At 57.8% G+C, this 23901-nt stretch carries 21 protein-coding genes and 1 pseudogene; 9 read left to right on the forward strand and 13 right to left on the reverse strand.

Translation table 11 applies throughout. From position 1 onward, the window contains the following. Window positions 1-7: 7 nt before the first annotated feature. The 3 genes from DK254_RS01310 to DK254_RS01320 form a co-directional block, all read right to left on the reverse strand. Window positions 8-1165: a YCF48-related protein gene (locus DK254_RS01310; protein ID WP_082816377.1), complete on the reverse strand. Its 1158-nt coding sequence runs from the start codon at window positions 1163-1165 to the stop codon at window positions 8-10. 103 nt (window positions 1166-1268) lie between these two features. Next, window positions 1269-2636, reverse strand: coding sequence for a DUF1329 domain-containing protein (locus DK254_RS01315; protein WP_109931692.1), 1368 nt, complete (start codon window positions 2634-2636; stop codon window positions 1269-1271). Between the two features lie 24 nt (window positions 2637-2660). Further along, window positions 2661-4325: a DUF1302 domain-containing protein gene (locus tag DK254_RS01320; protein ID WP_371921087.1), complete on the reverse strand. Its 1665-nt coding sequence runs from the start codon at window positions 4323-4325 to the stop codon at window positions 2661-2663. Window positions 4326-4760: 435 nt separating this feature from the next. On the opposite strand from DK254_RS01320, the gene DK254_RS01325 reads away from it, so the two are divergent. Together DK254_RS01325 and DK254_RS01330 are read left to right on the forward strand one after the other, a co-directional pair. Further along, the gene (locus tag DK254_RS01325; protein ID WP_058490467.1) at window positions 4761-5603 is read left to right on the forward strand and encodes an SDR family oxidoreductase; all 843 of its coding nucleotides are present in this window, start codon (window positions 4761-4763) and stop codon (window positions 5601-5603) included. Between the two features lie 41 nt (window positions 5604-5644). Further along, window positions 5645-6193 (forward strand): glutathione peroxidase, encoded by a 549-nt coding sequence (locus tag DK254_RS01330; RefSeq protein WP_058490469.1) that lies wholly within the window; start codon window positions 5645-5647, stop codon window positions 6191-6193. A 70-nt stretch (window positions 6194-6263) separates the two neighbouring features. Here DK254_RS01330 and DK254_RS01335 read toward each other — a convergent pair whose 3' ends face one another. Beyond that, the gene (locus DK254_RS01335) at window positions 6264-7175 is read right to left on the reverse strand and encodes a LysR family transcriptional regulator (protein ID WP_058490471.1); all 912 of its coding nucleotides are present in this window, start codon (window positions 7173-7175) and stop codon (window positions 6264-6266) included. A gap of 161 nt (window positions 7176-7336) precedes the next feature. On the opposite strand from DK254_RS01335, the gene DK254_RS34685 reads away from it, so the two are divergent. Together DK254_RS34685 and DK254_RS34690 are read left to right on the forward strand one after the other, a co-directional pair. After that, on the forward strand, window positions 7337-7663 hold the full coding sequence (locus DK254_RS34685) for a hypothetical protein (protein WP_225617173.1): 327 nt from the start codon (window positions 7337-7339) through the stop codon (window positions 7661-7663). Then, window positions 7660-8253 carry an AraC family transcriptional regulator gene (locus tag DK254_RS34690; RefSeq protein WP_225617174.1) on the forward strand — a complete coding sequence of 198 codons (594 nt, stop codon included), beginning with the start codon at window positions 7660-7662 and terminating at the stop codon, window positions 8251-8253. Before DK254_RS34685 ends, DK254_RS34690 begins: the two co-directional genes overlap by 4 nt. Before the next feature lie 86 nt (window positions 8254-8339). On the opposite strand, the gene DK254_RS01345 is transcribed toward DK254_RS34690, so the two are convergent. The 4 genes and pseudogenes from DK254_RS01345 to DK254_RS01360 form a co-directional block, all read right to left on the reverse strand. Beyond that, window positions 8340-9266: a zinc-binding dehydrogenase gene (locus tag DK254_RS01345; RefSeq protein WP_058490473.1), complete on the reverse strand. Its 927-nt coding sequence runs from the start codon at window positions 9264-9266 to the stop codon at window positions 8340-8342. Between the two features lie 175 nt (window positions 9267-9441). Continuing rightward, window positions 9442-9912: pseudogene (locus DK254_RS01350) on the reverse strand (MFS transporter); the annotation flags it as partial. A gap of 33 nt (window positions 9913-9945) precedes the next feature. Beyond that, window positions 9946-10122, reverse strand: a complete 177-nt coding sequence (locus DK254_RS34075; protein WP_158546392.1) for a hypothetical protein — start codon at window positions 10120-10122, stop codon at window positions 9946-9948. Window positions 10123-10253: 131 nt separating this feature from the next. Continuing rightward, window positions 10254-11303, reverse strand: coding sequence for a DUF1302 domain-containing protein (locus DK254_RS01360; protein WP_225617176.1), 1050 nt, complete (start codon window positions 11301-11303; stop codon window positions 10254-10256). A 293-nt stretch (window positions 11304-11596) separates the two neighbouring features. On the opposite strand from DK254_RS01360, the gene DK254_RS01365 reads away from it, so the two are divergent. From DK254_RS01365 to DK254_RS01375, 3 genes are read left to right on the forward strand one after another with little or no spacing between them, the layout of a single operon-like run. Then, window positions 11597-15163, forward strand: a complete 3567-nt coding sequence (locus tag DK254_RS01365; RefSeq protein WP_058490477.1) for an indolepyruvate ferredoxin oxidoreductase family protein — start codon at window positions 11597-11599, stop codon at window positions 15161-15163. Window positions 15164-15210: 47 nt separating this feature from the next. Then, window positions 15211-15834: a hypothetical protein gene (locus DK254_RS01370; protein WP_058490479.1), complete on the forward strand. Its 624-nt coding sequence runs from the start codon at window positions 15211-15213 to the stop codon at window positions 15832-15834. Window positions 15835-15836: 2 nt separating this feature from the next. Then, window positions 15837-16508, forward strand: a complete 672-nt coding sequence (locus tag DK254_RS01375) for a TetR/AcrR family transcriptional regulator (RefSeq protein ID WP_082996347.1) — start codon at window positions 15837-15839, stop codon at window positions 16506-16508. Window positions 16509-16691: 183 nt separating this feature from the next. Here the strand turns inward: DK254_RS01375 and DK254_RS01380 are convergent, their stop codons facing one another. Together DK254_RS01380 and DK254_RS01385 are read right to left on the reverse strand one after the other, a co-directional pair. Continuing rightward, on the reverse strand, window positions 16692-17129 hold the full coding sequence (locus DK254_RS01380; RefSeq protein WP_058490483.1) for a MarR family winged helix-turn-helix transcriptional regulator: 438 nt from the start codon (window positions 17127-17129) through the stop codon (window positions 16692-16694). 870 nt (window positions 17130-17999) lie between these two features. Next, complete coding sequence (locus tag DK254_RS01385; RefSeq protein WP_082816379.1) at window positions 18000-18371, reverse strand: histone-like nucleoid-structuring protein, MvaT/MvaU family; 372 nt, start codon at window positions 18369-18371, stop codon at window positions 18000-18002. A gap of 395 nt (window positions 18372-18766) precedes the next feature. On the opposite strand from DK254_RS01385, the gene DK254_RS34080 reads away from it, so the two are divergent. Beyond that, window positions 18767-19693 carry a hypothetical protein gene (locus DK254_RS34080; protein WP_064987638.1) on the forward strand — a complete coding sequence of 309 codons (927 nt, stop codon included), beginning with the start codon at window positions 18767-18769 and terminating at the stop codon, window positions 19691-19693. A 715-nt stretch (window positions 19694-20408) separates the two neighbouring features. Here DK254_RS34080 and DK254_RS01395 read toward each other — a convergent pair. Then, the gene (locus tag DK254_RS01395; protein WP_141679809.1) at window positions 20409-20996 is read right to left on the reverse strand and encodes a hypothetical protein; all 588 of its coding nucleotides are present in this window, start codon (window positions 20994-20996) and stop codon (window positions 20409-20411) included. A gap of 15 nt (window positions 20997-21011) precedes the next feature. Then, window positions 21012-21938, reverse strand: coding sequence for a site-specific integrase (locus DK254_RS01400; protein WP_058490489.1), 927 nt, complete (start codon window positions 21936-21938; stop codon window positions 21012-21014). A 172-nt stretch (window positions 21939-22110) separates the two neighbouring features. On the opposite strand from DK254_RS01400, the gene DK254_RS01405 reads away from it, so the two are divergent. Further along, on the forward strand, window positions 22111-23127 hold the full coding sequence (locus DK254_RS01405; protein ID WP_061562293.1) for a DNA-binding protein: 1017 nt from the start codon (window positions 22111-22113) through the stop codon (window positions 23125-23127). A 22-nt stretch (window positions 23128-23149) separates the two neighbouring features. On the opposite strand, the gene DK254_RS33685 is transcribed toward DK254_RS01405, so the two are convergent. Next, window positions 23150-23872: a hypothetical protein gene (locus DK254_RS33685; protein ID WP_146219547.1), complete on the reverse strand. Its 723-nt coding sequence runs from the start codon at window positions 23870-23872 to the stop codon at window positions 23150-23152. Window positions 23873-23901: the final 29 nt, after the last annotated feature.

Consider the following 23901-nt stretch of genomic DNA (forward strand, 5'->3'; position numbering starts at 1 on the left):
CGCAGGCTCATTCCGCTGTGGCGATCTGCACGACCCGTGCGCCGGCGTAGGTAGCCACAAGCAAGCGGCCATCTCGGCCAGTTCGGCTCGCCGCATAAACTTCGCTGGAGCGTACCGGCTCAAGGGCCCGTACCAGCAATGAACTCGGGGCCAGTACCGCCAGTTGCCCGCTCTGGCTGACCAGCACCAGCGAACCAGCCTCATCAACCAACCCCACCACACTACTGTCCAACCCGGTTTCGACCTTGCGCCAGTCCCGGCCATCATCCTGGCTCGCATACAAGTTGCCGCGCAGGCCATAGGCAAGCAGAAGACCGTCACGAGCGGCGATACCAAAGAAGGTACCGCCATAGGGCGTCTCAACCTTGACGAAATGCTGCGACTCGGGGTTCAGGCGCAGCAGCAGTCCCTGCTCGCCACAGGCGTAGAACTGACCATGGTCCTGGGCGAGTCCATAGAGGTGCATACGCCGCTCGTTATCCGAGCGCTCAATCCAGGGCTCCCAAGTGGCGCCGGCATCCGTGCTGTGCAGCATCAGGCCGAAAGCGCCCACTACAAAGCCATTACCCTTGTCATCGAAGGCAACATCGAGCAACGGCGTGGGCAAGACATCCGACGTTGCCGAGGTTTTCATTGCCAGGTCGATTTCACGCAACAGGTCGCCAGCCTGCTGATCTCCAGCTTTCTCTGCTCGCGAGTAGTGCTCGCGCAGGAGCACCAGTACCTGCCTTCCATCCAGGCGTATCTGCCAACTCCGGCCGCCATCGCCACTGTGCAATAGCAAAGCGTCGTGGCCGACGATCCAGCCATTCTTCGTATCGGTGAAGCGTACTTGCACCAGATCGCTGGAAACCGGACTGGGAACCTGGCTCCAATTCTGGCCATTGTCTTCCGAGCGTAGGATCACACCATGTGGACCGACACCGAGCAGTGCCTCGCCAGAGTGGGTCACAGCAACAATTGGAGGGCGTATATGAGGACTTACCTTCGGAGCAGGCTTGCTCAGGACGTCATTCCCGACAATCGTCGCCGCGCCAGCGAACAACGGGGCGAACAGCAACAGAGGAGTCGAAGCCACAGCCAACAACACCTGCCGGCGAACTTGCCATCTGCCAGTCAGCAGGCAGTGCATCGAATGGATCAGGTCACGGCAAGGGCTTGTCATTGTTATTTTCCTCAACCACCGGGCGCGTCCGGCCAAAGCAAGCACACCGACGCGCCCATTTCTTGTCATCTGCCCACGCAAGCAATGTCGCGCGGGCTCACAGTCAACGCTGGGTGACGCGGGAGACGATCGCCTCCGGGTTCATCTGACGCTCCGAATAGGGCTCGTCAGTGAAGCGATAACCACCTTTCAGCGCATCGTTCAACAGTGCCCACATCCCCTTGTTGAAGTCGTACACGACGTTCTTCACGTTGTAAGGGATGTTCTTGTCGTAAATCTGCACGCCGCTGAGGAAGATCGCCCGGTACAGCGCACCGCTCTTGTCCCAGGCGTCGTACAGGCCGATGCCGAAGGTGTCTTCATCGAGGTAGTAGGTCCGTTTGCTGTAGACGTGGCGCATGCCAGGCTTGAGAGTTGCCTCGACCACCCAGACACGGTGCAGTTCCCAACGCTCGCAGGCAGGATTGGCGTGGTTCTTGAGGAATTGCTCGTCCTGCTTGCAATCGAAGTAGAACTTGTACGCGTTATAGGGAATGTACATTTCCTTGCGGCCTACCAGCTTGTAGTCGAAGCGGTCCTGGCTGCCGGAAAACATCTGCAGTTCGTCGAACAGAGTTACCCCGCCCTGGCTGGCAACGGGGGTGTCGAAGTTGAACTCAGGAGCCAGCTTGACCCGGCGCTGCCCTGGGGTGTAGCTGAAGGAACGACGTGGCTTGGCTTCCGGGTCGAGGTAATCGTTGAGGACGATCACCTCCCCCGCCCGCCGCGCCGGGAAGTTGTTCAGCGAGAACACCCTGGAGTACATCATCGGATCACGATCGGTCTGGCTGGTCTGGTAGAACGGCGTTTCCTCGAAGGTCGCCTGCTCGGCAGTCTTGGTCACCTGGCCATTGGTATCGATCACCCAACTGTTGGAAGAACTGGTAGTGGAATAGCCCGGACCGATCTTGTAGCGCAGCTGCTGGTTCCACATCACCTCGTTGCCGTTTTTCGGGATAGGGAACGGCAGGCCGCCACGACAGGCGGGGTCGACCGCTAGGCCATCCTTTTGCACCTGGCAACCGGTGGCATTGCGTAGCGTCGCGTTGACCACGGCGTCGGGATAGGCGGTTGTCCGATGACTCGGGTAGACGTCCATGTACCAGGTCTCGGGATTGCGCTTGAGGAGGGCCTTTTGCCCCTCGCTGAGCTTGTCTGCGTATTTGTCGGCATTCGCAGCGGTGATGCGGAACAGGGGCTTCTCATCCTTGAAGGGATCGACCCAGAATCCGCTGTCCGGCTGGAACCCTGGCGGGGCCTTCTTCAGGCCACCCTCATAGGCAGGGATGGTACCATCGGCATTACCAGCTTTGATCGCCCCCCAGGGCGTCAGGTCCTTGCCGAGTTCGGCGGCCTCCTGCTGGCTCACGGCAGCCAGTACCGGCAAAGAGAGTCCACCCAAGGCAAGGGCTAAGGCGAGTCGAAGTTTCATGACCAGTCTCCGTTCTTGGAATTATTAAAAGGAGGTTTTGTAGGTGAAGACCAACCAACCACGGTCGGTACCGCCAACGTTACCGTTGCCATTGACCATCCGCTCTCCATTGGCATTCAGGGAATTCTTCTCCTGCGCGGATACGTCGGCGTAGCGCAGGCTGAATTCGTGTTCCTGACGGTAGGTCATCTTCGCACCGACCGACCAGGAAAGCGCGCCCTCGCTACCACCACCGGCGCTGGCAGCATTACCGTGCAGGCCATAGTTAATGGTCAGCGGCACATCAAGAGTCCATGACGGCAGGATCTCGACATATTGCGGGGTGTAGTTCACCGCCACGGCGTAGTAGTCACGGGTAGAGCAGCCATCGGATTTGTCACCCTTGCCGCCGGTTTGGACATCCACGCAGTTGTAGCCTTCGCCTTTGTAAAGCTCCTTGTGCTCCGTCACCTTGTCCAGATGGCTGTAGGCGAACTCAGTGACCAGCGTTGCGTTATCGGCGATGAAGTTGCGCGGTACGCCGTACACGGCGTTGGCCACGAAGTGGATGGTGTCACCACGTGGCCCCTCATCGTCCAGCAAGCTGACGCCAGTAGCATTGAGCGCCCCATCCTTGCGATAGGACAGTTCTGCACCTACTGCGGCGCTGCCAATGGCCCGGGAAGCGCTGACGCCCACCAGCTTGACGTCACGCGGATAAACCAGTCGGTATTGGCGATGGGCAGCATCAATCTGTGGCGATAGCCAGGGTTGGTAGTCGTCGAATTGGCGATAATAAGCACCAAAGGTAGTTTCGATAGCCTCGACATTTAGCTTGGCCATCACTCCCCAGTTCTCACCATCGCGCCCACGCTTAGAAGACGCATGATTGAGGTTGAAGCCTGGAGCCGCAGGCAACCTATCAGGGCCTTCGAAGAAGGGATCTGCTGCGCCGAAGTAAGTTCCACCATAAGGGAAGCGGGTATTGTCCCACTCGTAGAAGTACTGACCGGCAATGGAAAGGTTGTCGGTGACCTGGGCTTTCGCGGAAATCTGCCCGATCGGCAGGAAGACTTCCTTGGTCTCGATACCGGGGCTAACTACTGCCTTCATACCATCGGTTGGTGCCTGGGAGTAGGACACAGCATGGGCACCGAACAGCAGCCCCTCCCCCCAGTAATTGGTGTGCCGGCCGACCTTTACGTTGATGGGCGTCTGCCCCAGCTGGAAGTTGCTCCACACAAAGGCATCGAGGATTTCACCGGAGGGTCCGAGCGCATAGCGCTTGGTTTCGGAACTGTAGCGATCCCGGTTGTAACTGGTCGAATAGCCCGGGACGTTACTCTTCACATCAGTATCGTGGTAGGCATCGTCGTACCAGGCCGCGGCGCTCAGGCGTGCGCCGTACTGATCGCGGAAGGAGAGGTCAAGTTCACTGAGCAAATCCAGGCGATTGGTGACGACATCGCCCTTGTCGAATTTGCCGTCGGACTCGTCGTAGTTCGGGTTGTTCATGATCTTGTGGTCCTGACCCTCGGTCCGAACCCCGAGGTTGTACCGCACAGTGTTGTCCCATCGCAGCCGTAGGTCGGGATTGCCGACATCGATGTCCATCGCCATCACACCACCGACCTGCCCCATGACAGCCAGGGCCAGACCACTGAGAACGAGGGACTTGCGCCCAGACCTCTTCATTGCCATCGCGTTCATCTCAGATCCTTTTATTTTTATTTTCAAACACTTAGGAGAAGAATCGTACTAATACTCCCATCGGCCTCGCCTGGGGCCCCTTGGCAATTTATGCACACCAATCGCAGAAACGTTCCATCAAACCTATCAGCACCCTAGCCGATCAGCGCAAATAATTCCATATGCAGATTTCAATTCTATATTCAGAATCATGTGCACAGACTGAGGTCCCTGCTTAGAGGCGCCCCACGCTCCCGGAATGCGCGCAGTTTGGCCCCATACGGGACCTTCACAGACACCGGGTCAGGCAGAATGCGAGAGGCGAATCCAAAATAAACACAAACATATTTTTTGTTCAATATTTTCTTTAAAAAACCCGCTCTCTGGGATTTAATGCGGCGCAACAGGCCGGCATCCATCGGATACCCCCGGCCATCGGCCACAGCAGGAGGCTCCATGCACATCGATCTCAGAGGTAAACGAGTCATCATAACCGGCGCGTCACGAGGCATTGGCAAGGCAATCGCCCAGGCATTTGCCAACGAAGGCGCGAAAGTGGCTATTTGCGCCCGTACCCTGGAAGCTGTGACGACCGCTGGCCAGGAACTGGAAAGCACCGCGCAGGCAGTCATTGCTCGTGCCGTCGATGTCACCAATACAACAGGGGTCAAAGCATTTGTCACCGAGGTCGCCGAGACCTGGGGTGGCGTGGACGTCCTGGTCAACAATGCAGGTCAGGGCAAGGGCGGCAACCTGGACACCCTGACACCAGAGGCCATTCTCGAACACGCCAATATCCTGCAGCTGGGTCACTATCGTTTCGTCCAGGCAGTGGTTCCATACATGCGTGCTCAACGCTGGGGACGGATCATAGAAATCAACGCTCTCGCGGGGAGCGTGCCCACCCCGGACGGCATCCCCTCGGTGATCAACCGAGCCTCCTGCATCGCCCTCTCGCGCTCATTAGGCATGTCCCTGGCGCAAGACAACATCCTCGTCAACAGTCTGAACATGGGCTGGATCGACACCGGGCAGTGGGAGCGCCATTACAAAGAGATGCCGCCCGGCGTAAGCCGCGAGGAGTTCAACGAGATGGTGCTCAAGGTGGTTCCACTCGGTCGCTTCGGCAAGCCCGAGGACGTCGCCGGCATGGCTCTGTTCCTGGCCAGCGAGTACGCTTCGTTCATCAGCGCCGCGTCCATTGACATCAGCGGTGGCATGGGTGGGCAGATAGCCTATTTCCCTACCCTCAAACGCGATTTCGTCGAAACAGCCCGGAAGCGCAACGAACAAGCCTGAAAGAGTCGACTCCCCGTCCCAAACGAAAGGAGCAGAACAACATGACCCAGACGATCTACGACATCCCACTCAAGAGCATCGAAGGCGATGCCCTGACGCTCGAGCGCTTCAAGGGCAAGGTACTTCTGGTGGTGAACGTTGCTTCGAAGTGCGGGCTCACCCCCCAGTATGCCGGTCTGGAAAAGCTCTACGAGGACAAGGGGCCGGCCGGGCTCGAGATCCTGGGCTTCCCAGCCAATGACTTCAGGGAACAAGAGCCCGGCAGCGACGAGGAAATCAAGGCATTCTGCGAACTGAACTACGCCGTCCGGTTCCCCCTGTTCTCCAAGATCGCGGTGACCGGCGAATACCGCCATCCCCTGTACCGACTGCTGACGGAGGCGCAACCACACACCGTAGGCGAAGGTCCGATGCGCGAACGCCTCAAAGGCTATGGCATAGAAGCGGGACCGATTCCCGCGGTACTGTGGAACTTCGAGAAGTTCCTGGTCAGCCGTGACGGACAGGTGGTTGGCCGCTTCGCCCCGGATGTGGCGACGGACGATTCGCGTCTACTTCAGGCCATCGAAATCGAACTGGACAAGCACTAGAAACCGCCCCTGATCTCATCGAGCCGGGGTGGGCTGTGCATTCCCTCTCGGCCGATGCCTATCAGCGCGTTTAGGAAGCACATGCCATGATCAGGAACTGCCGGAATGCCTGGGCGGGCTCCGGTAGGTCGGCGTCGGGACGCCAAACCAATCCGAGTTCCATGGGCGGAATGGCATCGGCCAATGGACGTGCCTCGATTTTCTTGCCCTCCAGGGACCAGGCGCGATAAAGCATGTCGGACAGGATGGCGACGCCAAAACCGTGCGCCACCAGACCACGCAGAGCTTCCATCGAAGAGGTACGGAACGCCACCTGTGGCGCTAGCCCCTGCGCCTCCCAGTAACGGTTAGTGGAGACGTCACCCTCGTCCACTGTTGCCAGAATATAGGCGTGCCCGGCGACATCCTCGAGAGTGACCGAGCTCGCCGTCATTAGAGGATGCTGACTAGCAAGCCAGAGCTGGCGCCGAGAACGGATCAGTACATGATGCTCGAAGCGAGACAGGTCCTGACTATTGGAGGTGATCACCAAACCCAGGTCAAGGCAACCGTCGGCCACTGCAGCCTCGATGCTCGAACGGTCCATGTCAATGAGGTCGATTTCCACCTGAGGGTAACTGCGTTTGAAACGCGCCAGAAGCGCCGGTAGGAAGTAGCCGAGCACCGTGTAAGACGCACCGACCCTCACGACTCCCTGCATCGAATGACCGAGTAACAGCGGCTCACTAAGGGCGTCCTGCAGGGTATCCAGAATATGTCGGGCATGCAGGGCAAACTTGTGCCCCTCGGCAGTCAGTGCCACTCCATAAGGTAAGCGCTCGAACAGACTAGCCCCCAACGTTTCCTCAAGCTGCAGGACGGCCGCAGTGATTGCCGATTGCGACACATGCACCTTGAGTGCGGCCTGGGAGAACTGGCCGGCGTCAGCTGCCGCTACAAAGTAACGGAGTTGCCGCATGGAAATGTCCTTACCTCTCGCCATCTGCTTTTCCGATACCTGCCTCTTATTTTTATGAATCGCCTTCGTGATCTCCCTGGGTAGACTCGGGCTTAGACGAAAGCACCACCGAGCGAGCCTGCGCTCGGTGCTCCTGCGACCGTTCGCATTTCAGCGCCAATAACAAGAATTGCTGAAGGTTGAAGATGAACGCGATCAATTACTGCGAGTACGAATCCGAGCAATCGGGGGCTTTCGTGACAGAAGCATCGCTTTGCAAGAAAGGCTTTGACGTGCGCCAGGAACATGCCTTCTGGCCTAGCGCCGGAACTGCACTGATCGAGACCCGCAAGGGCTGTCTGATACGCATGCACTCACCCCTTCGGGCTTCGGGTGCAACGAAAAAGCGCACAACCTCGGTAGCTTCCGCGGCCACATTCAGCACGAATTCAAACCACTCGGCCAACTTCTATTCATTCCCCATGGTACCGAGTTCCATCTCAAACATGACGCCTGCCAGCAAAAAGCCGTGATCTGCCTATTCGATCCGGCAGACCTCGGTGACCTGGCAGCCTACCGTTGGGATTGGGCAGGCCGCACCGACGAGAACATGCTCGACCTACAGAGTCACTACCTGCAAAGCACACTGCAACGCCTGGCCGAAGAAGTTGTCGCACCGGGCTTCGCCAGTGAGCTGCATACCGAATGCTTGCTAACCAGCATCGCCTTGGATCTGCGCCGGGAGTTCCTAGGCAGCCATCGCGACGATGAGGCATGCGGCAAACTAACGCCCCGTCAGCTGAAACTACTACGTGAAATGCTAGAGTATGGATCTGCCGAGGACGCTTCCTTGCATCGCCTAGCAGATGCCTGCTCACTGCCAGTGAGAAAGCTATCGGCGTATTTCAAGCACACCACCGGCAAGACTCTACGCTGTTACGCGGCGGAAATCCGTATCCGCAAAGCCATGGTGCTGCTAGCCGACAGGCATCTGCTGATCAAGCAGGTCGCCCATGGTGCCGGTTTCCAGAATGCTGCTGCTTTCACCGCAGCCTTTCGCAAGGAGGTTGGAATGACACCAGAGGAATTCCGTCATCAGCGCAGCAATTACAGTCCCTCTTAGCGGACCAGCAGTACATTCCGCTCCGCACCCCGGCAAGCATTAGGCTTCTTAACCGCCGGGATGCAGGCCGCGGGCTCCCAAGCGACTCAGCGTTTGATGCTTGCAGTGATCTTCGCGTGCGGGCCGGCCACTTGTGCAGCCCAGGCCTCGGTGGCCTGGTCCAGGGTGTAGTCCATATAGTCGATCCAAATATTCTGTTCCTTGGCGATCTTCAGAAGACGCCGCCAGATCTGCTCGCGCTCAGCCGGTGGACGCTGACCGGTGCCGATACAAGACAACGAGCGGAACAGCAGGTCGGCAATGTCCAGGTTGACTTGCCGCCCCGCCCCGGTACCGATAGTCATGATCCGCGCTCCCCAGTTGGTGGCCTTCAGGGCGGTGAGCATCGGTTGGCCACAGACCAGATCGAGGACCACGTCGAACCCACCGTCGGCGGCGTCCTTTAGGGCGGCCACGTCGTCCGCTCCCCCCAAAGTCACCACCTCATCAGCGATACCACGCGTTTTCAGGCCCAACAGGGCTTGCTCCGAGCGTGCGGCACCCACCACCTTACCCGCCCCCATACCACGAGCCAGTTGTAGAGCTATTTGGCCGAGGGTACCAGTGGCACCAAGGATGAGCACCTTCTCGCCCTTCTGGATCTCGGCTTTCTCCAACGGCACTATGGCCCCGGTAGCGGCGATGCCCATACTGATGGCGGTCTTGTCGTCGACGTCATCCGGTACCTCCCACACCTCGGGAGCAGGTACCAGGGTACGCTCGGCCCAGGCACCAAACGGCGCTACCGAGCGCTCACCAAAATACACGCGGCGGCCATCGGTGGTGTGCCCCACACCCTCTCCACGGATCACGCAGGGGTACTCCACCCCTAGGCGATAGGCACCGAGCACATCCCAGCCGCCGAGACCGGCAGTGTCGACGTCGATCAGGACCGCACCGTCCTGCAGCTCGGGTTCACAGAAATCGCCCACCAGCGGCGGAACATTGCGTTCGGAAATCACAGCAGCGCGCATACAGCCTCCTTCTTATTTTTTCTACACGATTTCAGAAGCCAATTAATTGAACACATTTTAATAATTTGTCCAGAAAATTATCCATGCACTACCGCCGACTCCTGCCTGAAGCGCGGATACACCCCCAGCGTCAGCAGCAATAACGGGCCGACCAGAAAGCAGACGAAGCAGAAGCCAAACCGATTGCGGCAAGACCGGAGCCGCTGAGGATGATTGCCAGGGCAAGCCCGCGATTTTCTTCGAACCATAGATTGACCAGATGCGACCAAGTGATCTGCAAGGTACCCAGCCCGGCTAGCGGCACTAGGAAGAACCCCAAGTAGAGCGTCCAGATAAAACCACCGATGCGCGCTAGCGTGCAGACACTCAGGGCTAGCGCGACCAGCGAAACCAGCGTGACGGCGCGCAGGTCATAGCGCAGGTTGAGCCAGCCGGCCAGTTGCACGCCGACGATGGTGCCCAGTGACAGGGCAGTGATCGCCGCCTGCAGGTCAGTGCGCGCCCACCCCATGGCCCGTTCCAGCGGTATAACCATGGCGCCAAAGCTGTACAGCAGCAGCGAACTAGAGCTTGTCGCCACTCCGACGACTACCAGAATTATCACGTGCCAGCCCCGCTTGAATTCCGCGTTGTTGAAACCTTTCATGAGCAGGCCTCGTTCACTCTCGTGGTAAGTGTGTCAGTCGTTGCCGATGAAAACCGCGGCCTCGGCACTCTTGGCGATCACGTGCTCGCGTCGCACCCGGCCCGGCGCCTGCCCGGAGCCAGTAATGTCGACGTATTGGGGATGGACCAGGGTCGGACCGTTAGGCAGCTCCTGCAGAGCCAAGGCGACAATGTCTTCGGCCTGGGGCAAGGGCATGTCCAGTGCATTGGGGATGTTCAGGTGTCACCACGGCCTCCCGCGTTGTCGGCCATACTGAAGTTGCTCGATACCAGCGGGGCGTTTTGCCGATAGGAAAGGTCGACACCAACCGACCCGCCACCTTATACCGGTCCCACCGACCACCCCAGGCCGTAAAGTCGAACGTCCCTGGCGTAGACGTAGCGTGCGAAGTCACTGCCGACCTGCAGCCCCCACGGGTTGTAGTCGTCGAACCGGCGGTAGAACAGACTGAGGTCCGAGTGCAGGAAATCCAGGCTATAGGTGCCCATCCCCCCCCAGTTGCTGCGGTTTCGCGGCGTCACCGGATCGTTGATCGGTCGGGCGACGCCGGTGAACAACGGCATCCGGTCAGGGCCCTCAAGAGCGACGCCGGCAGAAGCGAGATAGGTGCCACTCTCCGGCGCGCGGGTCGACTCCCACTCGAGGAAATACTGGGCGGCGACGGACAGGTTCTCGGTGAGCTGGGCCTGGGCGGATAACTGCCCCAGGGGCAGAAATATCTCGCGTGTCTCGGTCCCCGGGCTGCTAACCGCCTTGCGTCCATCCAACGGGGCCTGCGAATAGGACACTGCATGGCCGGCGATCAGCACCCCATTGCCCCAATACACCGTATGACGACCTGCACGTACGCTGATCGGTACGTCGCCGAGGTTGAAGCGGGTGAAGGCAAAAGCATCAAGCAGCTCGCCGCTCAAGCCTCGGTGATAGCGCTTTGTGAATCCGGAGCAGTGCCTGCCGCTGTAACTGGAGGTACTCGAGCCAGCCCCCGCGCCGGCGTAGTAGACGTTACCGGAGGCCGTCTCGACATCCGTATCGGCATAGGCCTGGTCATACCAGGCTGCACCGCTGACGCGGAAGCCATGGTACTCCCGGCAGGTCAGTTCGAATTCGCTCATCAGGTCAACGCGGTTGGTCACCACGCCCCCACGATCAAACTTCGAATCGGACTCATCGTAGGTGGCGTTATTGGCCAGGGCACTATCACGCCCTTCAGTCCGGACCCCAAGGTTGTAGCGCAGAGTATTGTCCCTGCGCAGCTTCAGGTCCGGGTTGGCAGTTTCGAACTCCTGCGCCTGGACCATGCCCCCACACGCCAGAGCCGCCAGCATACCCAGCAGCAAATGGCCCCAGATCAGGTTGGCACTCGACATCAGCAGTCTCCGTCTTGCTCGTTGTTATTTTCAGCCGGTGCTGACGGTCTCTCGGCACGACCGCAGTACTAGTAGACGGGAAGGGCGGGGCCGGAAACAACGAATCGGGGTATCGCCGAAACACAGAAATCTATTGCCGAAAAGCACAGGCGAAAACCAAGGCATTAGATTTTCAGATACCTATAAGTAATTTTTATCACTCAACAAAAAATGAACACTAACCAATAATTCGTTCAACAAAATGCGAGACGTCCTGGCGCGGTCGCAACGACAAGAACAATTGGAGGTTAGCCGTGAGCACACCACTCTCCTTGGAAGACAAGTACGTCCAGCAGACCGGAAAGGCCCTGATGACAGGGATCCAGGCACTGGTCCGGCTACCATTGATGCAACGCCAGCGCGACCTCGACAGCGGCCTCGACACCGCAGGCTTTATCTCCGGCTATCGCGGCTCCCCCCTCGGCGGCTTCGACCAGGCGCTGTGGAAAGCCCGCGACCACCTCAAGCAGCACCAGGTGTTGTTCCAGCCGGGGGTCAATGAAGACCTCGCGGCCACCTCGTTGTGGGGTACCCAGCAGGTCAACCTGTTCCCCGGCGCCAAGCACGACGGCGTGTTTGGTATCTGGTACGGCAAGGGCCCCGGCGTGGACCGCTGCGGCGATGTATTCCGTCACGCCAATGCCGCCGGTACCTCACGCTTCGGCGGCGTGCTGGCCATTGCCGGCGATGACCACGGTGCTCGCTCCTCCTCGCTTCCGCACCAGACCGAACACATCTTCAAGGCCGTGATGATGCCGGTGCTGGCACCATCCGGCGTGCAGGAGTACCTTGACTATGGTCTGCACGGATTCGCCATGTCGCGTTACTCCGGGTGCTGGGTAGCGCTCAAGGCGGTAGCCGATACCGTAGAAAGCGCGGCCATCGTCGACCTTGACATCAATCGCGTGCAGCCGGTCACTCCCGATTTCGCTCTGCCCGAAGGCGGACTCAACATCCGCTGGCCGGACCCACCGCTGGCCCAGGAACAGCGATTGCTGGAGCACAAACTCTACGCAGCCGCCGCCTATGCCCGGGCCAACGGCCTCAACCGAGTGACTCTGGACTCGAGTCGGGCACGCATCGGCATCATCACCTCCGGCAAGTCCTATCTGGATGTGTGCCAGGCGCTGGAGATTCTCGGAATCGACCAGGAGCAGGCCGAGCGGATAGGCCTGCGAGTCTACAAGGTCGGCATGGTCTGGCCGCTAGAGGCCGAGGGAGTGCGCCAGTTCGCCGAAGGGCTGGAAGAGATCGTGGTGGTCGAGGAAAAGCGCCACATGATCGAGTACCAGCTCAAGGAGGAGCTGTACAACTGGCGCGAGGATGTGCGCCCGCGCATCGTCGGCAAGTTCGACGACAAGGGCGAGTGGAGCCTGCCGCACACCGATTGGCTGCTGCCGGCAATCAACGACTTGACGCCGGCGCAGATCGCCCGAGCCCTGGCCAAGCGCATCTTGCGCATGCACCCGCACGGTCCGTTACAGATGCACCTGGCGGTGCTAGACGCCCAGTTCGGTTGCAAGCAGCAATTCAGCAACCTGATGGAGCGGGTACCGCACTACTGCTCCGGATGTCCTCACAACTCCTCAACCAAAGTACCGGAGGGCAGCCGAGCTCTGGCAGGCATCGGCTGCCACTACATGGCGGCCTGGATCTATCCGCGCACCGAGACCTTCAGCCAGATGGGCGGCGAAGGCGTGGCCTGGGTCGGCCAGGCGCCATTCACAGAAACCCGCCACGTGTTCGCCAATCTCGGCGATGGCACCTATTTCCACTCTGGCCTGCTAGCCATCCGCGCGGCCGTGGCGGCCAAGGTGCCGATCACCTACAAGATCCTCTACAACGATGCTGTGGCGATGACCGGAGGGCAACCGGTGGACGGCAGCCTGAGCGTGGCGCAGATCTCCCGACAACTCGCCGCCGAAGGCGTTCAGCGTATCGTGGTAGTCAGCGACGATCCGGACAGATACCAGGAGGTACACGACCTGGCAGCCGGGGTACCGGTCCGGCATCGCGACCTGATGGAAGAAGTGCAGAAGCAGCTGCGTGAATTTCCCGGTGTATCCGCGATCATCTATGACCAAACCTGTGCTGCCGAGAAACGCCGCCGTCGCAAGCGCGGCAAATTTCCCGATCCAGCGCGACGGGTAGTGATCAACGAGGCGGTTTGCGAAGGCTGCGGCGATTGCAGTAATAAGTCCAACTGCATGTCGGTAGTCGCAGTGGAGACCGAGTTCGGTAGCAAGCGAGAGATTGACCAGTCGTCCTGCAACAAGGACTTCACCTGCCTCTCTGGATTCTGCCCAAGCTTTGTCACCGTCGAAGGCGGCCGGCTGCGCAAGCCCAAAGCGCTGGTGCAGAGCGCCGGGGATGTCTGGGAGCTTCCCGAGCCGTTGCTGCCCGACCTCGGGCAGCCCTACAGCATCCTAGTCACCGGCGTCGGTGGCACCGGAGTGGTCACCATCGGCGCCCTCCTGGGTATGGCAGCTTTCCTTGAGGGCAAGGGCGTGCTGAACCTGGACATGGCCGGGATGGCGCAGAAAGGTGGCGCGGTTTGGTCACACATCCGCATCGCCGCTCGCCAGGAACAACTGTTCGCCCCCCGCATCGCAGAGGGCGAGGCCAGCCTGTTGCTGGGCTGCGACCTGGTGGTGAGTGCCAACACAGAGACCCTGGCCAAGCTGCGCCAGGGCGTCAGTCAAGCCCTGATCAACAGCGAAGAAAGCATCACCAGCGCCTTCGTCCGCACCTTCGCCCGCCAGGCGGAAACCGGTGACCTGCTGGAAAACCCCGACCCTCGCTTCCGCAGTCACGAAATGGCCGCACAAATCAACGAAGCAGTCGGCGCGGAGCGGGCGGAATTTGTCGATGCCAGCGCGATCGCTACCGCTCTGATGGGCGACTCCATCGCCACTAATACCCTCATGCTCGGCTATGCCTACCAGAAAGGTTGGTTGCCGATAGGCGAGACGGCCCTGCTGGAGGCCATCGAACTTAACGGCACGGCGGTTGAGTTCAATCGCACTGCCTTCGTCTGGGGCCGCCGCTACGCAGTTGACTCGCAACGAGTACGCCAGTTGCTCGCAGCGGGCAGGGTCGAGAGCCGCGACCGGCAGTTGTCGCAGAACCTGGACGAGATCGTTGCCCGGCGCACCAAGTTCCTGACCGACTATCAGGACGCTGCCTACGCCGAGCGCTATCGTAAGCGCGTCGAACGCTTCAGCGTCGCGGAAAGCACCCTCAATGGCCAGCCCGGCGCCCTCACCGAGGCAGTGGCGCGCTATTACTTCAAGGCACTGGCGATCAAGGACGAGTATGAAGTAGCCCGTCTTTTCGCCAACGACGAGTTCATTCGTAAGATCGAGGCAACCTTCGAGGGCAATTACCACCTGAACTTCCATCTGGCCCCACCACTGCTCAACAAGACCGCACCGGGTGTAGAACCGGCCAAGCGCAGCTTCGGTCCATGGATGCTCAAGGGCTTCCGCCTGCTCGCCCGTTTCCGGCGCCTGCGTAACACCTGGCTCGACCCCTTCGCTCGCACCCATGAGCGCAAGGTCGAGCGCGCATGGCTGGAAAGCTACGAGGCGATCCTCGACGAAGTGCTGGCCCGCTTCACTACCGACAACTTTGCCGCTGCGGTGGAGCTAGCTCGATTGCCGGATGCCGTACGCGGCTATGGCCAGGTCAAGGAGCGCTATCTAGCCCACGCCGAAGAGCGCAAGACACGATTGCTAGCCCGGTTGCGTGGTGAAGCACAGTTCCACGACGCCACTCAGACAACTGGCATGAGTGCACACATCCAGGTCACCCAGTTGTGACCACGACGAGAGCTCGGGCCGAAGACAGTTTTATTCGGAGAGGTAGCATGCAAGACGTCGTCGCCGCCGACCGTACCGCCATCGGTGTCTTCCAGGACAGCCTGGCCGACTTCAGTGCCGTCGAATTAGGCAGCGCCGTAATCCGCACCCTGCTAGACAAAACAGGCTTGGCTACAACCTACGTAGATGAAGTGATTCTCTGCCAGGTGCTTATCGAGGGCTGCGGACAGAATCCGGCACGCCGGGCGGCAATCACTGCCGGGCTGCCTTATGTCGTGCCCGCCCATGAGCAAGCTGTGCGGGTCGGGTCTGAGACAGTCGCCATGGCGGCCCAGACGATCCGCTGCCGCGATGGGAATCATGGGTGTTGGCCGGTCCCAGCCAGCCGCAAATACCTGGAAAAGGCCGGCTGGGCACTGGCCGATCTCGACCTGATAGAAGCCAACGAAACCTTCGCCGCGCAGGCTCTGTCAGTTGGCGGGGAGCAGGGTTGGGACATCGACAAAGTCAATGGTGGTGCCATCGCTCTTGACCACCCGATCGACCCTTCCGGCTGCCAGGTACTGGTTCCCCTCCTGTACGAAATGATCCGCCGCGATGCCAGGAAGGGCCTTGTCACGCTGTGCATCGGCGGAGGCCAGGGGCTTGCCTTGACGCTGCATCGAGATTAATCGTGAAACAAACCATATCGACTGCCGAGTCCGACTGCCCAGCCGCCGAATCGATGCTATATCGGCACGAGGAATACACAAAGCCGCAATTGGTCAAACAGCCTTGCGCTCACGAAAGACTTCGTCGGGTGGCACTCCAGCTGTTCGTCGAGCAAGGCTTCCAGAGCGTCAGCCTGCGCCAGCTCGCCAATGCTCTCGGCATGCAGGCCGGATCGCTATACAACCACATGGACAGCAAGCAGGCATTGCTGTTCGAGCTAATCGAAGAGCATGAGTCAGATCTGCTGGACACACTCCGGGCAGAAGATCCGAGTAATGCCAGCGGCTTGCAGCGCCTACGGCAATATATCCATTCACATGTGCACTTCAGTCTTGCTAATCACGGCAGGCAGGTATTATCTCGCCTAGAACTCCGCCAGCTCACCAACGAGCAAAAGAACGCGATAATGGTAATTCGACTGGCTCAGATTGAGCATATGCGGGGAATCATCAAGCAAATATCGAGCAAGTATGTTAGGGATGAGGGAAAACTGACGTTGGTCGTTCGTAGTGTAATGGCTATCCTTGACGATTATCCGGAATGGCGCCTACCAAGCCGCCGGCTCGACGCGTTGGTCGAATTTCTGACACAACTTGCAGTAGTGGGTATTACATATCAGAAATTTCAAAAATGAGTACTGCCGGCGCATGGTGAACCTAGCCCCCAAGACGGATGTACCACGTGCAGTCTACATAGGGGGCTAAGCAAAGAAAATTGGCCGATTCAGCTTCATCCTGGCAAACCACCTCGCTTGAAAGAAGCCCACGAATTCGCATTCACATCTGCATCGTAAGCACACAGCCTATTTCTCTAATGATCAGTCAGATAGAAACATCTGAAGAAAGCGGAAAAATTCGGAGAACTCTTCCTCACTGAACCTCGATAGCCGAGAATTCAGCAAAGGGACTATGAACTCAGTCCCCCTGTCAGCTATTCGCTCCCCCTCCGGAGTCAGGCGCAGGACGATCACTCGACGGTCCTCGGTACTCCGGATGCGACGAATGAGTCCTTTGCTCTCAAGCCGGTCAAGCATGCGTGAGACCGAACCAGTGTCGATACAGAAGAGTTTGGATAGCGCCACCGAGGTAATCGCCTCACCTCGGCGTAGAGTTAACAGCACGCCCATTTGCTGCCCAGTAACCCCCAGTTCCTTCAGGGCAGCATCCGCCTCACACGAGACAATGTTCCGCGCCTTGACCAACATGAAACCTATATTCTGGCCAGGCACGAAGTTTTTATTTGAATAATGCACCATCAGTTTGCCACCCTATCTAACAAATCCATCTGATCGAAAAGACTGGAAGCTGTCATTTCTCGCTATGGGTCATTGCTGGCAGACAGCATTAGGAGCCCCAAAATCATGAACGAAATACAAAATACTGTTCAAGTGTATCGTAATAAACAATCGATGACATCATGCGTAACGCTGCCCATATAGGTATCTTCTGGACTCTCGCCGGCCGCTTCGAAACCTTCTGCTCGCTGGTAGCGATGTGCCAGCCAAGGGTCCTCCCCCCCCGATCAGCGCATGGCAGGTGGTAGGAAACACCATGGCCAACGGGCACGCACAGATACTACTGCACCCCGAACAGCTTCACTCGAGCCACAGAGCGATGCTCCCGAAAAGCACGGATGACAGCTGCGGGAGTGATGGTTGGCGGTGACTTTGGTGGGGCTAAATGCACGGCGAGGGCTAAGCTCGAAGCAACTGTCTGCAGCAGTTGCCACCTCAGGCGATTTGACGACTCCTAACAGGGTGCCAGCAATGGACTGCCCCCGACATAGGAGCAAGTGTTCACATCTTTTTTCAGCGGAGCTGCTCACCTCTTCTTAGCTGGCATACTGGCATAACGATCAGCCTACTCTGACCACCACCATACATATGCTTGAAACCATTGAGGCTGGCTTCGCGGTTTGACTGTGTTTGGTGGCGCGACTCAAGGGGATCAGCGAAAACCAGGTTGCCATGCCAATACAAAAGAGTAACAAGCAAGTCATTAGGATGCAGCGGAAGATGAAGTACAGCTCCGGAGTCAATACTGCGACAGGAGTGGTCGTTTCTATACTGCCTCCTCAACTTCCTGTCGCAGCCCCTCACGCTGCAAAAGCGTAGCGAGCCAGCGGATCAGCTTTGTAACCAGGACTCAACGACATCGTTGCCATACTCCGCTTTCCAGGCTTTCAATACCTTGTGGTTACCACCTTTGGTTTCTACCATCTCACTAGTATGCGGATTCCTATACACCTTGACAGCACGCGCACGTCGCGTCGATTGAGATATGCGAGCGCCACGCACACCGGCTTCACGTACCGTCTCCGGATCGAGAATCGAAACTATATCTCGTAGCGATTTTCCATAGGCCGCCATCAGTTCCTTGATTTTCGTTTCGAACTCGATTTCTGCCTTGAGCGCGGCATCGTTTTTCAGTGACTCCAAGTGTGCCAGCTGTTCAGCCAGCGCCTTCTCTGCGGCTCGGAACTCGACAAGCTTTGACATTTAACTATCCCTACCCAAGGGATTAACTCAGCGTTCAGACTATACCGTAGAAGTAATCTACGCACCAAAGGTAGATCATCGCCAAGTATTTCTCTTCTCTGTCCAGTGCGCTGCCAACCAACGTCTCTACAAAAAGACACGCCACAACAAGCGCCAACTTCACAAGCAGTACGACCGCACAGCCACACCAGCATATGGGATGACCTCTACGGTAGTCGAATCGAGTATTGGTGCTACGATTCGTAGCAGTGATGCAAAAGTTACCCTCACAGTTAGCTCTCTTCGGAAACAAACACAACGAATGTCTAATCCCTAGCAGGGTAGCGGAGGCTTGCATTCCTCCGCAAAACACAGGAGTGTATTCAGTAGAGATACAGTCATAGCAAGGAGATCCTGTGGGGAGCAAGATACCTCGAGCACTCATCCAAGGGTTGGGCGGCATCACTGCGCTACAGTATGAAGCGCTCAGCACAAGCCCCCAACCCTACTGCGACTCCCATGTGTGCAATGCAGAAATAAGCTTTGTCAAACGACACCTTCGAAAATGCGCTGACCAGACGATAGAGGTTCTCCCTTGCTATCGCCTGAAGAAGAGCTCAGAGCATCACCAGAACTGTAAATACAACTTGAAAGGTGCGCTTTCGGTTGTTGCAAGAGAATCTGATTCCGACTTATTTGGCGCGATCGAAAACGCACGCTACGAATTGCGTCTCCACATTCTGCAAAATGCATATTGGGAGTCTACAAAGGCGGCTTTCGAACGAAAAGCTAGACCACCGCGCCCAGACACCCCAGAGAAGAGCTACTCCAGTCATGGGAAGCTCAGCACCTATTTAAAAACACTCAAACAGATACTTGAGCTTCGCAATCTTTGCGCAAACAATGAAGAACTAAAGGAACTCATCACCCTAGATCACAAAGGAATGAAAGTCCCGTGGTCAAGATTTTTCTTTGACCATGAGAATCTCCATACTTTTCTCAAGTACTACCCCAAAGACCAATACACCATTCCCCTAGCTATTAACGGCCACATTGACAGAATCGAGCAGCCTTCGACCCAACGGAAATATCATACACTCAAGCTCGTCCCCCCATTTGTCAGCCCAAACGCCCAGAACGTCATCAAGAAACCTCAACCCCAGATCGTTGTCACCACTCCCGATCTCGCCACACATTTCAACCCAGGGGAGGAGTACATCTTTTTCGGTATCTGGAAACCATCCATTTCATACAAGAAAACAGAAAAATATCATTGGGAAAACCAACGAATAGAAATGTACATCAAGAACAGCGAGCACTTTATACGCTGCGAAGAGAACTAAAAACAGCGAGAACAGACAACTATGGCCCAATATAAATATTCGCAAATCTTGCAGCAGAACAATCATCCCGCCTTTGATGAAACACACGCGCCCGGCGCAACGGCAACCAATCCGGGAATTTACCGATGCACCGCCTGCGGAGATGAAATCGCAATTGCCAAGGGGCACACACTGCCGCCACAAAACCATCACCAACACGCACCAGGGGCCGGTAAGATTCAATGGCAGTTGGTCGTCTTCGCCCAACAGCGGTCATAACCTCACCTCGGGAAAGACTAAGCGCACTCTCCTCGCCACATGCAAGTATGGCGCGCTCCCATGCCCGAGTCATCGAACAACGAGACGGTTGCAGCCTTCAAGACGGCGCAACCGCTTCCTCCAGGAGATTCAACAGACCACGCCCCCAAGACTGGTAGACGTTAATCAGCGCCTGTAGAACTAACGCTCACTATTCGGTTCGGCCCCAGCAGTCCCATGGCCCCATAGAGTAGCCAAGTTGCCATGCGCTCCAGATAATCAAGGGCCTCATCTTGGACAAACTCCCGGTAACAGCATCGTCTTGCCGGTGGCAGCCGGCCATGATTCGCGAGGCATAGCAGCACCATGTCATGCAGTAGATAGCCACGAACGTCATAACGGCGATCCACTGCCCTGAGGAGTGTTCGATAACACGCCACATAGACATAGGCAGAGGGGCCAAGGGAAGCCTTGCGACTCATCCTTGAGCCCCTGCTAGCCAAGACTCGATGAACTGGAGTACGTGGTCGGTCTTGCCCGCACTGACCAACTCTTCTGCCGTTCGATAATCGAAGGCCGGCAGCGGCTCGTTACGGAAACAGAAAATCACGCGGTCGAGCGAGGAACCACTCTCCGCTAACATCAGTACCACCCGCAGCGCATCCCGGATAAACGCCTGCACTGGCGCCGACTCCGGCGTATGCGAGAGCTCCCTGCACGTCACGCCCGCCCGAGCCGCCAAGGTTTCCGGGTGCATGGCGAACACCTGAAGGTAGCGCTCCAGCGAAACGCTTACTCCATCCGCAGCGCGCAGGTACTCCATCAGCGCTGGTACCGACATCCTCGGTAAATCCACGGCGTCCATAACACCCCTCGTTGTCCGCCCCTTTGAATGCAGCATGCGCGCAAATGGCCAACCTGAGTAGTACGACTCCTCGCGCAATGCTTGTCGGCAGTCCTCTTGCCGCAAGGAAATCTTCACGGCCGCCGCCCGCCTGAAAGTTTTCCTCACTCCCCGCAGAAAATCTTCACTTCGGGGGTTCTGGTCGATTTTTTCTTCAGCCACCTTCCCCCTGGCGCGTCACGACCGGGAGGGCTGGCGCAGCAATTCGCCGAAGGGCATCTCCGGCTCGATATAGCGCAAGGCCGAACGCCCATCACGCCAGCCGACATACTCCATCAGGGCCTTCTGACTCCAGCGATTGTCGCTGGCCCAGGTCGCAAAACCACGACGCAGCGAGTGGCTGCTATAACGCTCAGCCGCCAAACCACTGTGCAGCAGCGCCTGGCGCAAGATGCGAGACACGCTGTTCGGGTGCAGCGCCTCCTCGGCCAGATGCCCCCAGCGATCCAGCGCCCGAAACACCGGCCCCTGCTGCAGGCCAGAAACGGCCAGCCAGGTCTCATAGGCCTGCACCGGGCACAAACGCTGCAAGGCCGGTACGCTGAAGTGTTGCCCGCGGTTCTCGCGATCCCCCTTGCTGCGCGGGACGAAGACCACGAGCTTTCGCGACGGCTGCACGTGGATGTGTTCCACCTGCAGTCGGCACAGCTCGTCGCTGCGAAAGGCCCGCCAGAAGCCCAATAGGATCAGCGCGCGATCACGGTGAGCGCGCAGTCGTTCAGCGGCATCCTCCGACTGCTCGCACTGCTCCAACCATTCCACACATTGGTTCAACGCCTGCAGTTGCAACGGTTCTGCCTGCCGCTCCACCTGCGGATGTTCGGCTCGGATACCACGAAACACCTCGCGCACCCGCAACGATTTGGTGGGATCGACAAAGCCATTGCGCGTATGCCATTTCGCCAACGCCGCCAAACGCCCGCGCAGCGTGCTGCTCGACAACTCACCGGCGTAGTCCGCCAGGTAGGCCGCAACAGACTCGGCAGTCGCCGGCAGGAAACCACCCCAGACCACCTCGAAATGCTCCAGGGCCTGGCGATAGCGGCGCAGCGTACTGTCACGCGTGCCGGCCTGGATATAGTGCGTCACCCGGTCAGTCGCCATGAGCCACCTCCCGCGTACCGAATAACCGCCTATAACGGTGCTTTTCACGCCTCACGTTAGAGAAATCCCAATTCTCTAACGTCAGCTCGTCAGCTGTTGATGCCAAAATTCGGCGGCAGTACACCTGTAATTCCATACTCCATGACACGCTACGAAATTGTCGGAGGTCGCCATGGCCAATGCCGGAGTCAACAAAGCCTTGGTCAAACAGGCTCGCGATGCGCTGCTTGCGCGAGGCTTGCGCCCTACCATCGACAACGTCCGTATCGAGCTAGGTAACACCGGATCCAAAAGCACCATTCAACGCTATCTGAAGGAACTCATTAATCAGCCTAGACCTGATCCAACGCCCTCGTTGATTCGGGAGCTCGAGCATCTCTTGCTACCCGTGGCGGAACGTCTGCAGGCCGCGGCCGAGGACGCGATCATCACGCAACGCGAAGCCCTGGCGAGAGAGAAGGAGGAGTTTCGCCATCAACGACAACTTCAGGTCGAGCGGATCCAGCAGTTGCAGGAGCAAGTCAGCCAGCTGAAGCAACTGGCGCAAGAGCAACGTGAGCGTGAACACCTGTTGCTGAATCAACAGCAACACGGGGAAGTCGAGATTCGCCGCCTACTGCAAGCCGACACCAATGCTCAACTGTTGCTGGAGGAGCGTGCGGCACAGCTGCGATCGCTAGAAGAGAAGCTTCGACATGCGCGCGACTCCCTCGAACATTATCGGCAACACCAACAGGAGCTAAGAACCCAAGAACTGAGCCGCCATGAAGCGCAACTCCAACAGTTAAAGAAGGAGCTTCGCATCGTGCGAGACCAGTTGATGAGCCAGCAAAACGATGTCGTCGCCCTCAATCGCGCCAATGAACGACTCATCGCCGAAGCTCAAATGCTGACTCAGCGGGAGTTTGAGAAGGAGCGGGAACTGCGCGAACTGCACGCGCAAATCGAACAGAGCCAAGCGGCATGGAACACCGAACAGGCACATCTGCAACGCGCGCGGTTGGATGCAGAGGAAGAAGCATCATCGCTGAAAAAGCGCCTCCGTCCGCACCTAACAGCGCTACGCGTGCAACAACACCAGTTGCGTGACCAGCGCCGTCAAATCGAACAGTTGCAGACGGTACTGCAACACACGCTTCCTGAACGAATTGCTCAGGCCAGTACCCTCGCCAGACAAGAGACCCGGTAAGAGTGACGCCTTGGTGTGCACCCTACGCGACAAACTGCAGTTGAGTTCGCCGCTGGTAGTCTAGTGCCCGTCTCGCACTTTGCAGCAACGCAGTGGAACAGGGCCTTCTACTCCCCTGCGTACTGTCAATCAGCAGCACCTTGAGTTCGCAAGCCCAATGACGATCCATTAGCTTCCAGAGTAGTTCATAGCCTCGATCATCCGCGTCTTTTGCCCACTGCATTTCACGCATCAGGCAAAACAAATAATTCCTGAATTTGATGGATTGATGAAGTGCTTCGGCGGTTTCTGGCCAATTATTTATGACGATATCCTGACGCTTAGCGAGCAGAGAACTCAGCACTTCATACAGTTCCGTCGAAACGAAGCAAAGTGGTTCGCGCAAACAAGCTATCTCAAAGTAATTCGAAAAATTCTTCTGCAACCATAGACTGTGCAGCTGCCACTTCAAAGAGAATGAGAAAAGCATCGCCAATAGCAATCCAAAGCGCTGCCAGCTCGGCACGCCGCAAAGGCGTTCCATGTCTGGATTGGAGAAGCCGGCAATATCATGACCGTTCAGTTTAAAGTGTTCCACAAGGCTATCGGTAGGTTGTTGAGTGGCCAGCACCCTTAGAACATCCCAGAGTGGATTATTATAGACCTCGGACAACGTCTGAAACTCCGCGCACAAGCGAATACGCACTTCATCTCGGATTTTTCCGCCCCGAAAACAGACCCGCCAGTCTTGATAAGGATTGTCCATCAGTCCGTTCAGTACTTGACGATCAGCCC

This window comes from Pseudomonas sp. RW407, from assembly GCF_003176655.1.
GTDB lineage: Bacteria > Pseudomonadota > Gammaproteobacteria > Pseudomonadales > Pseudomonadaceae > Pseudomonas > Pseudomonas delhiensis.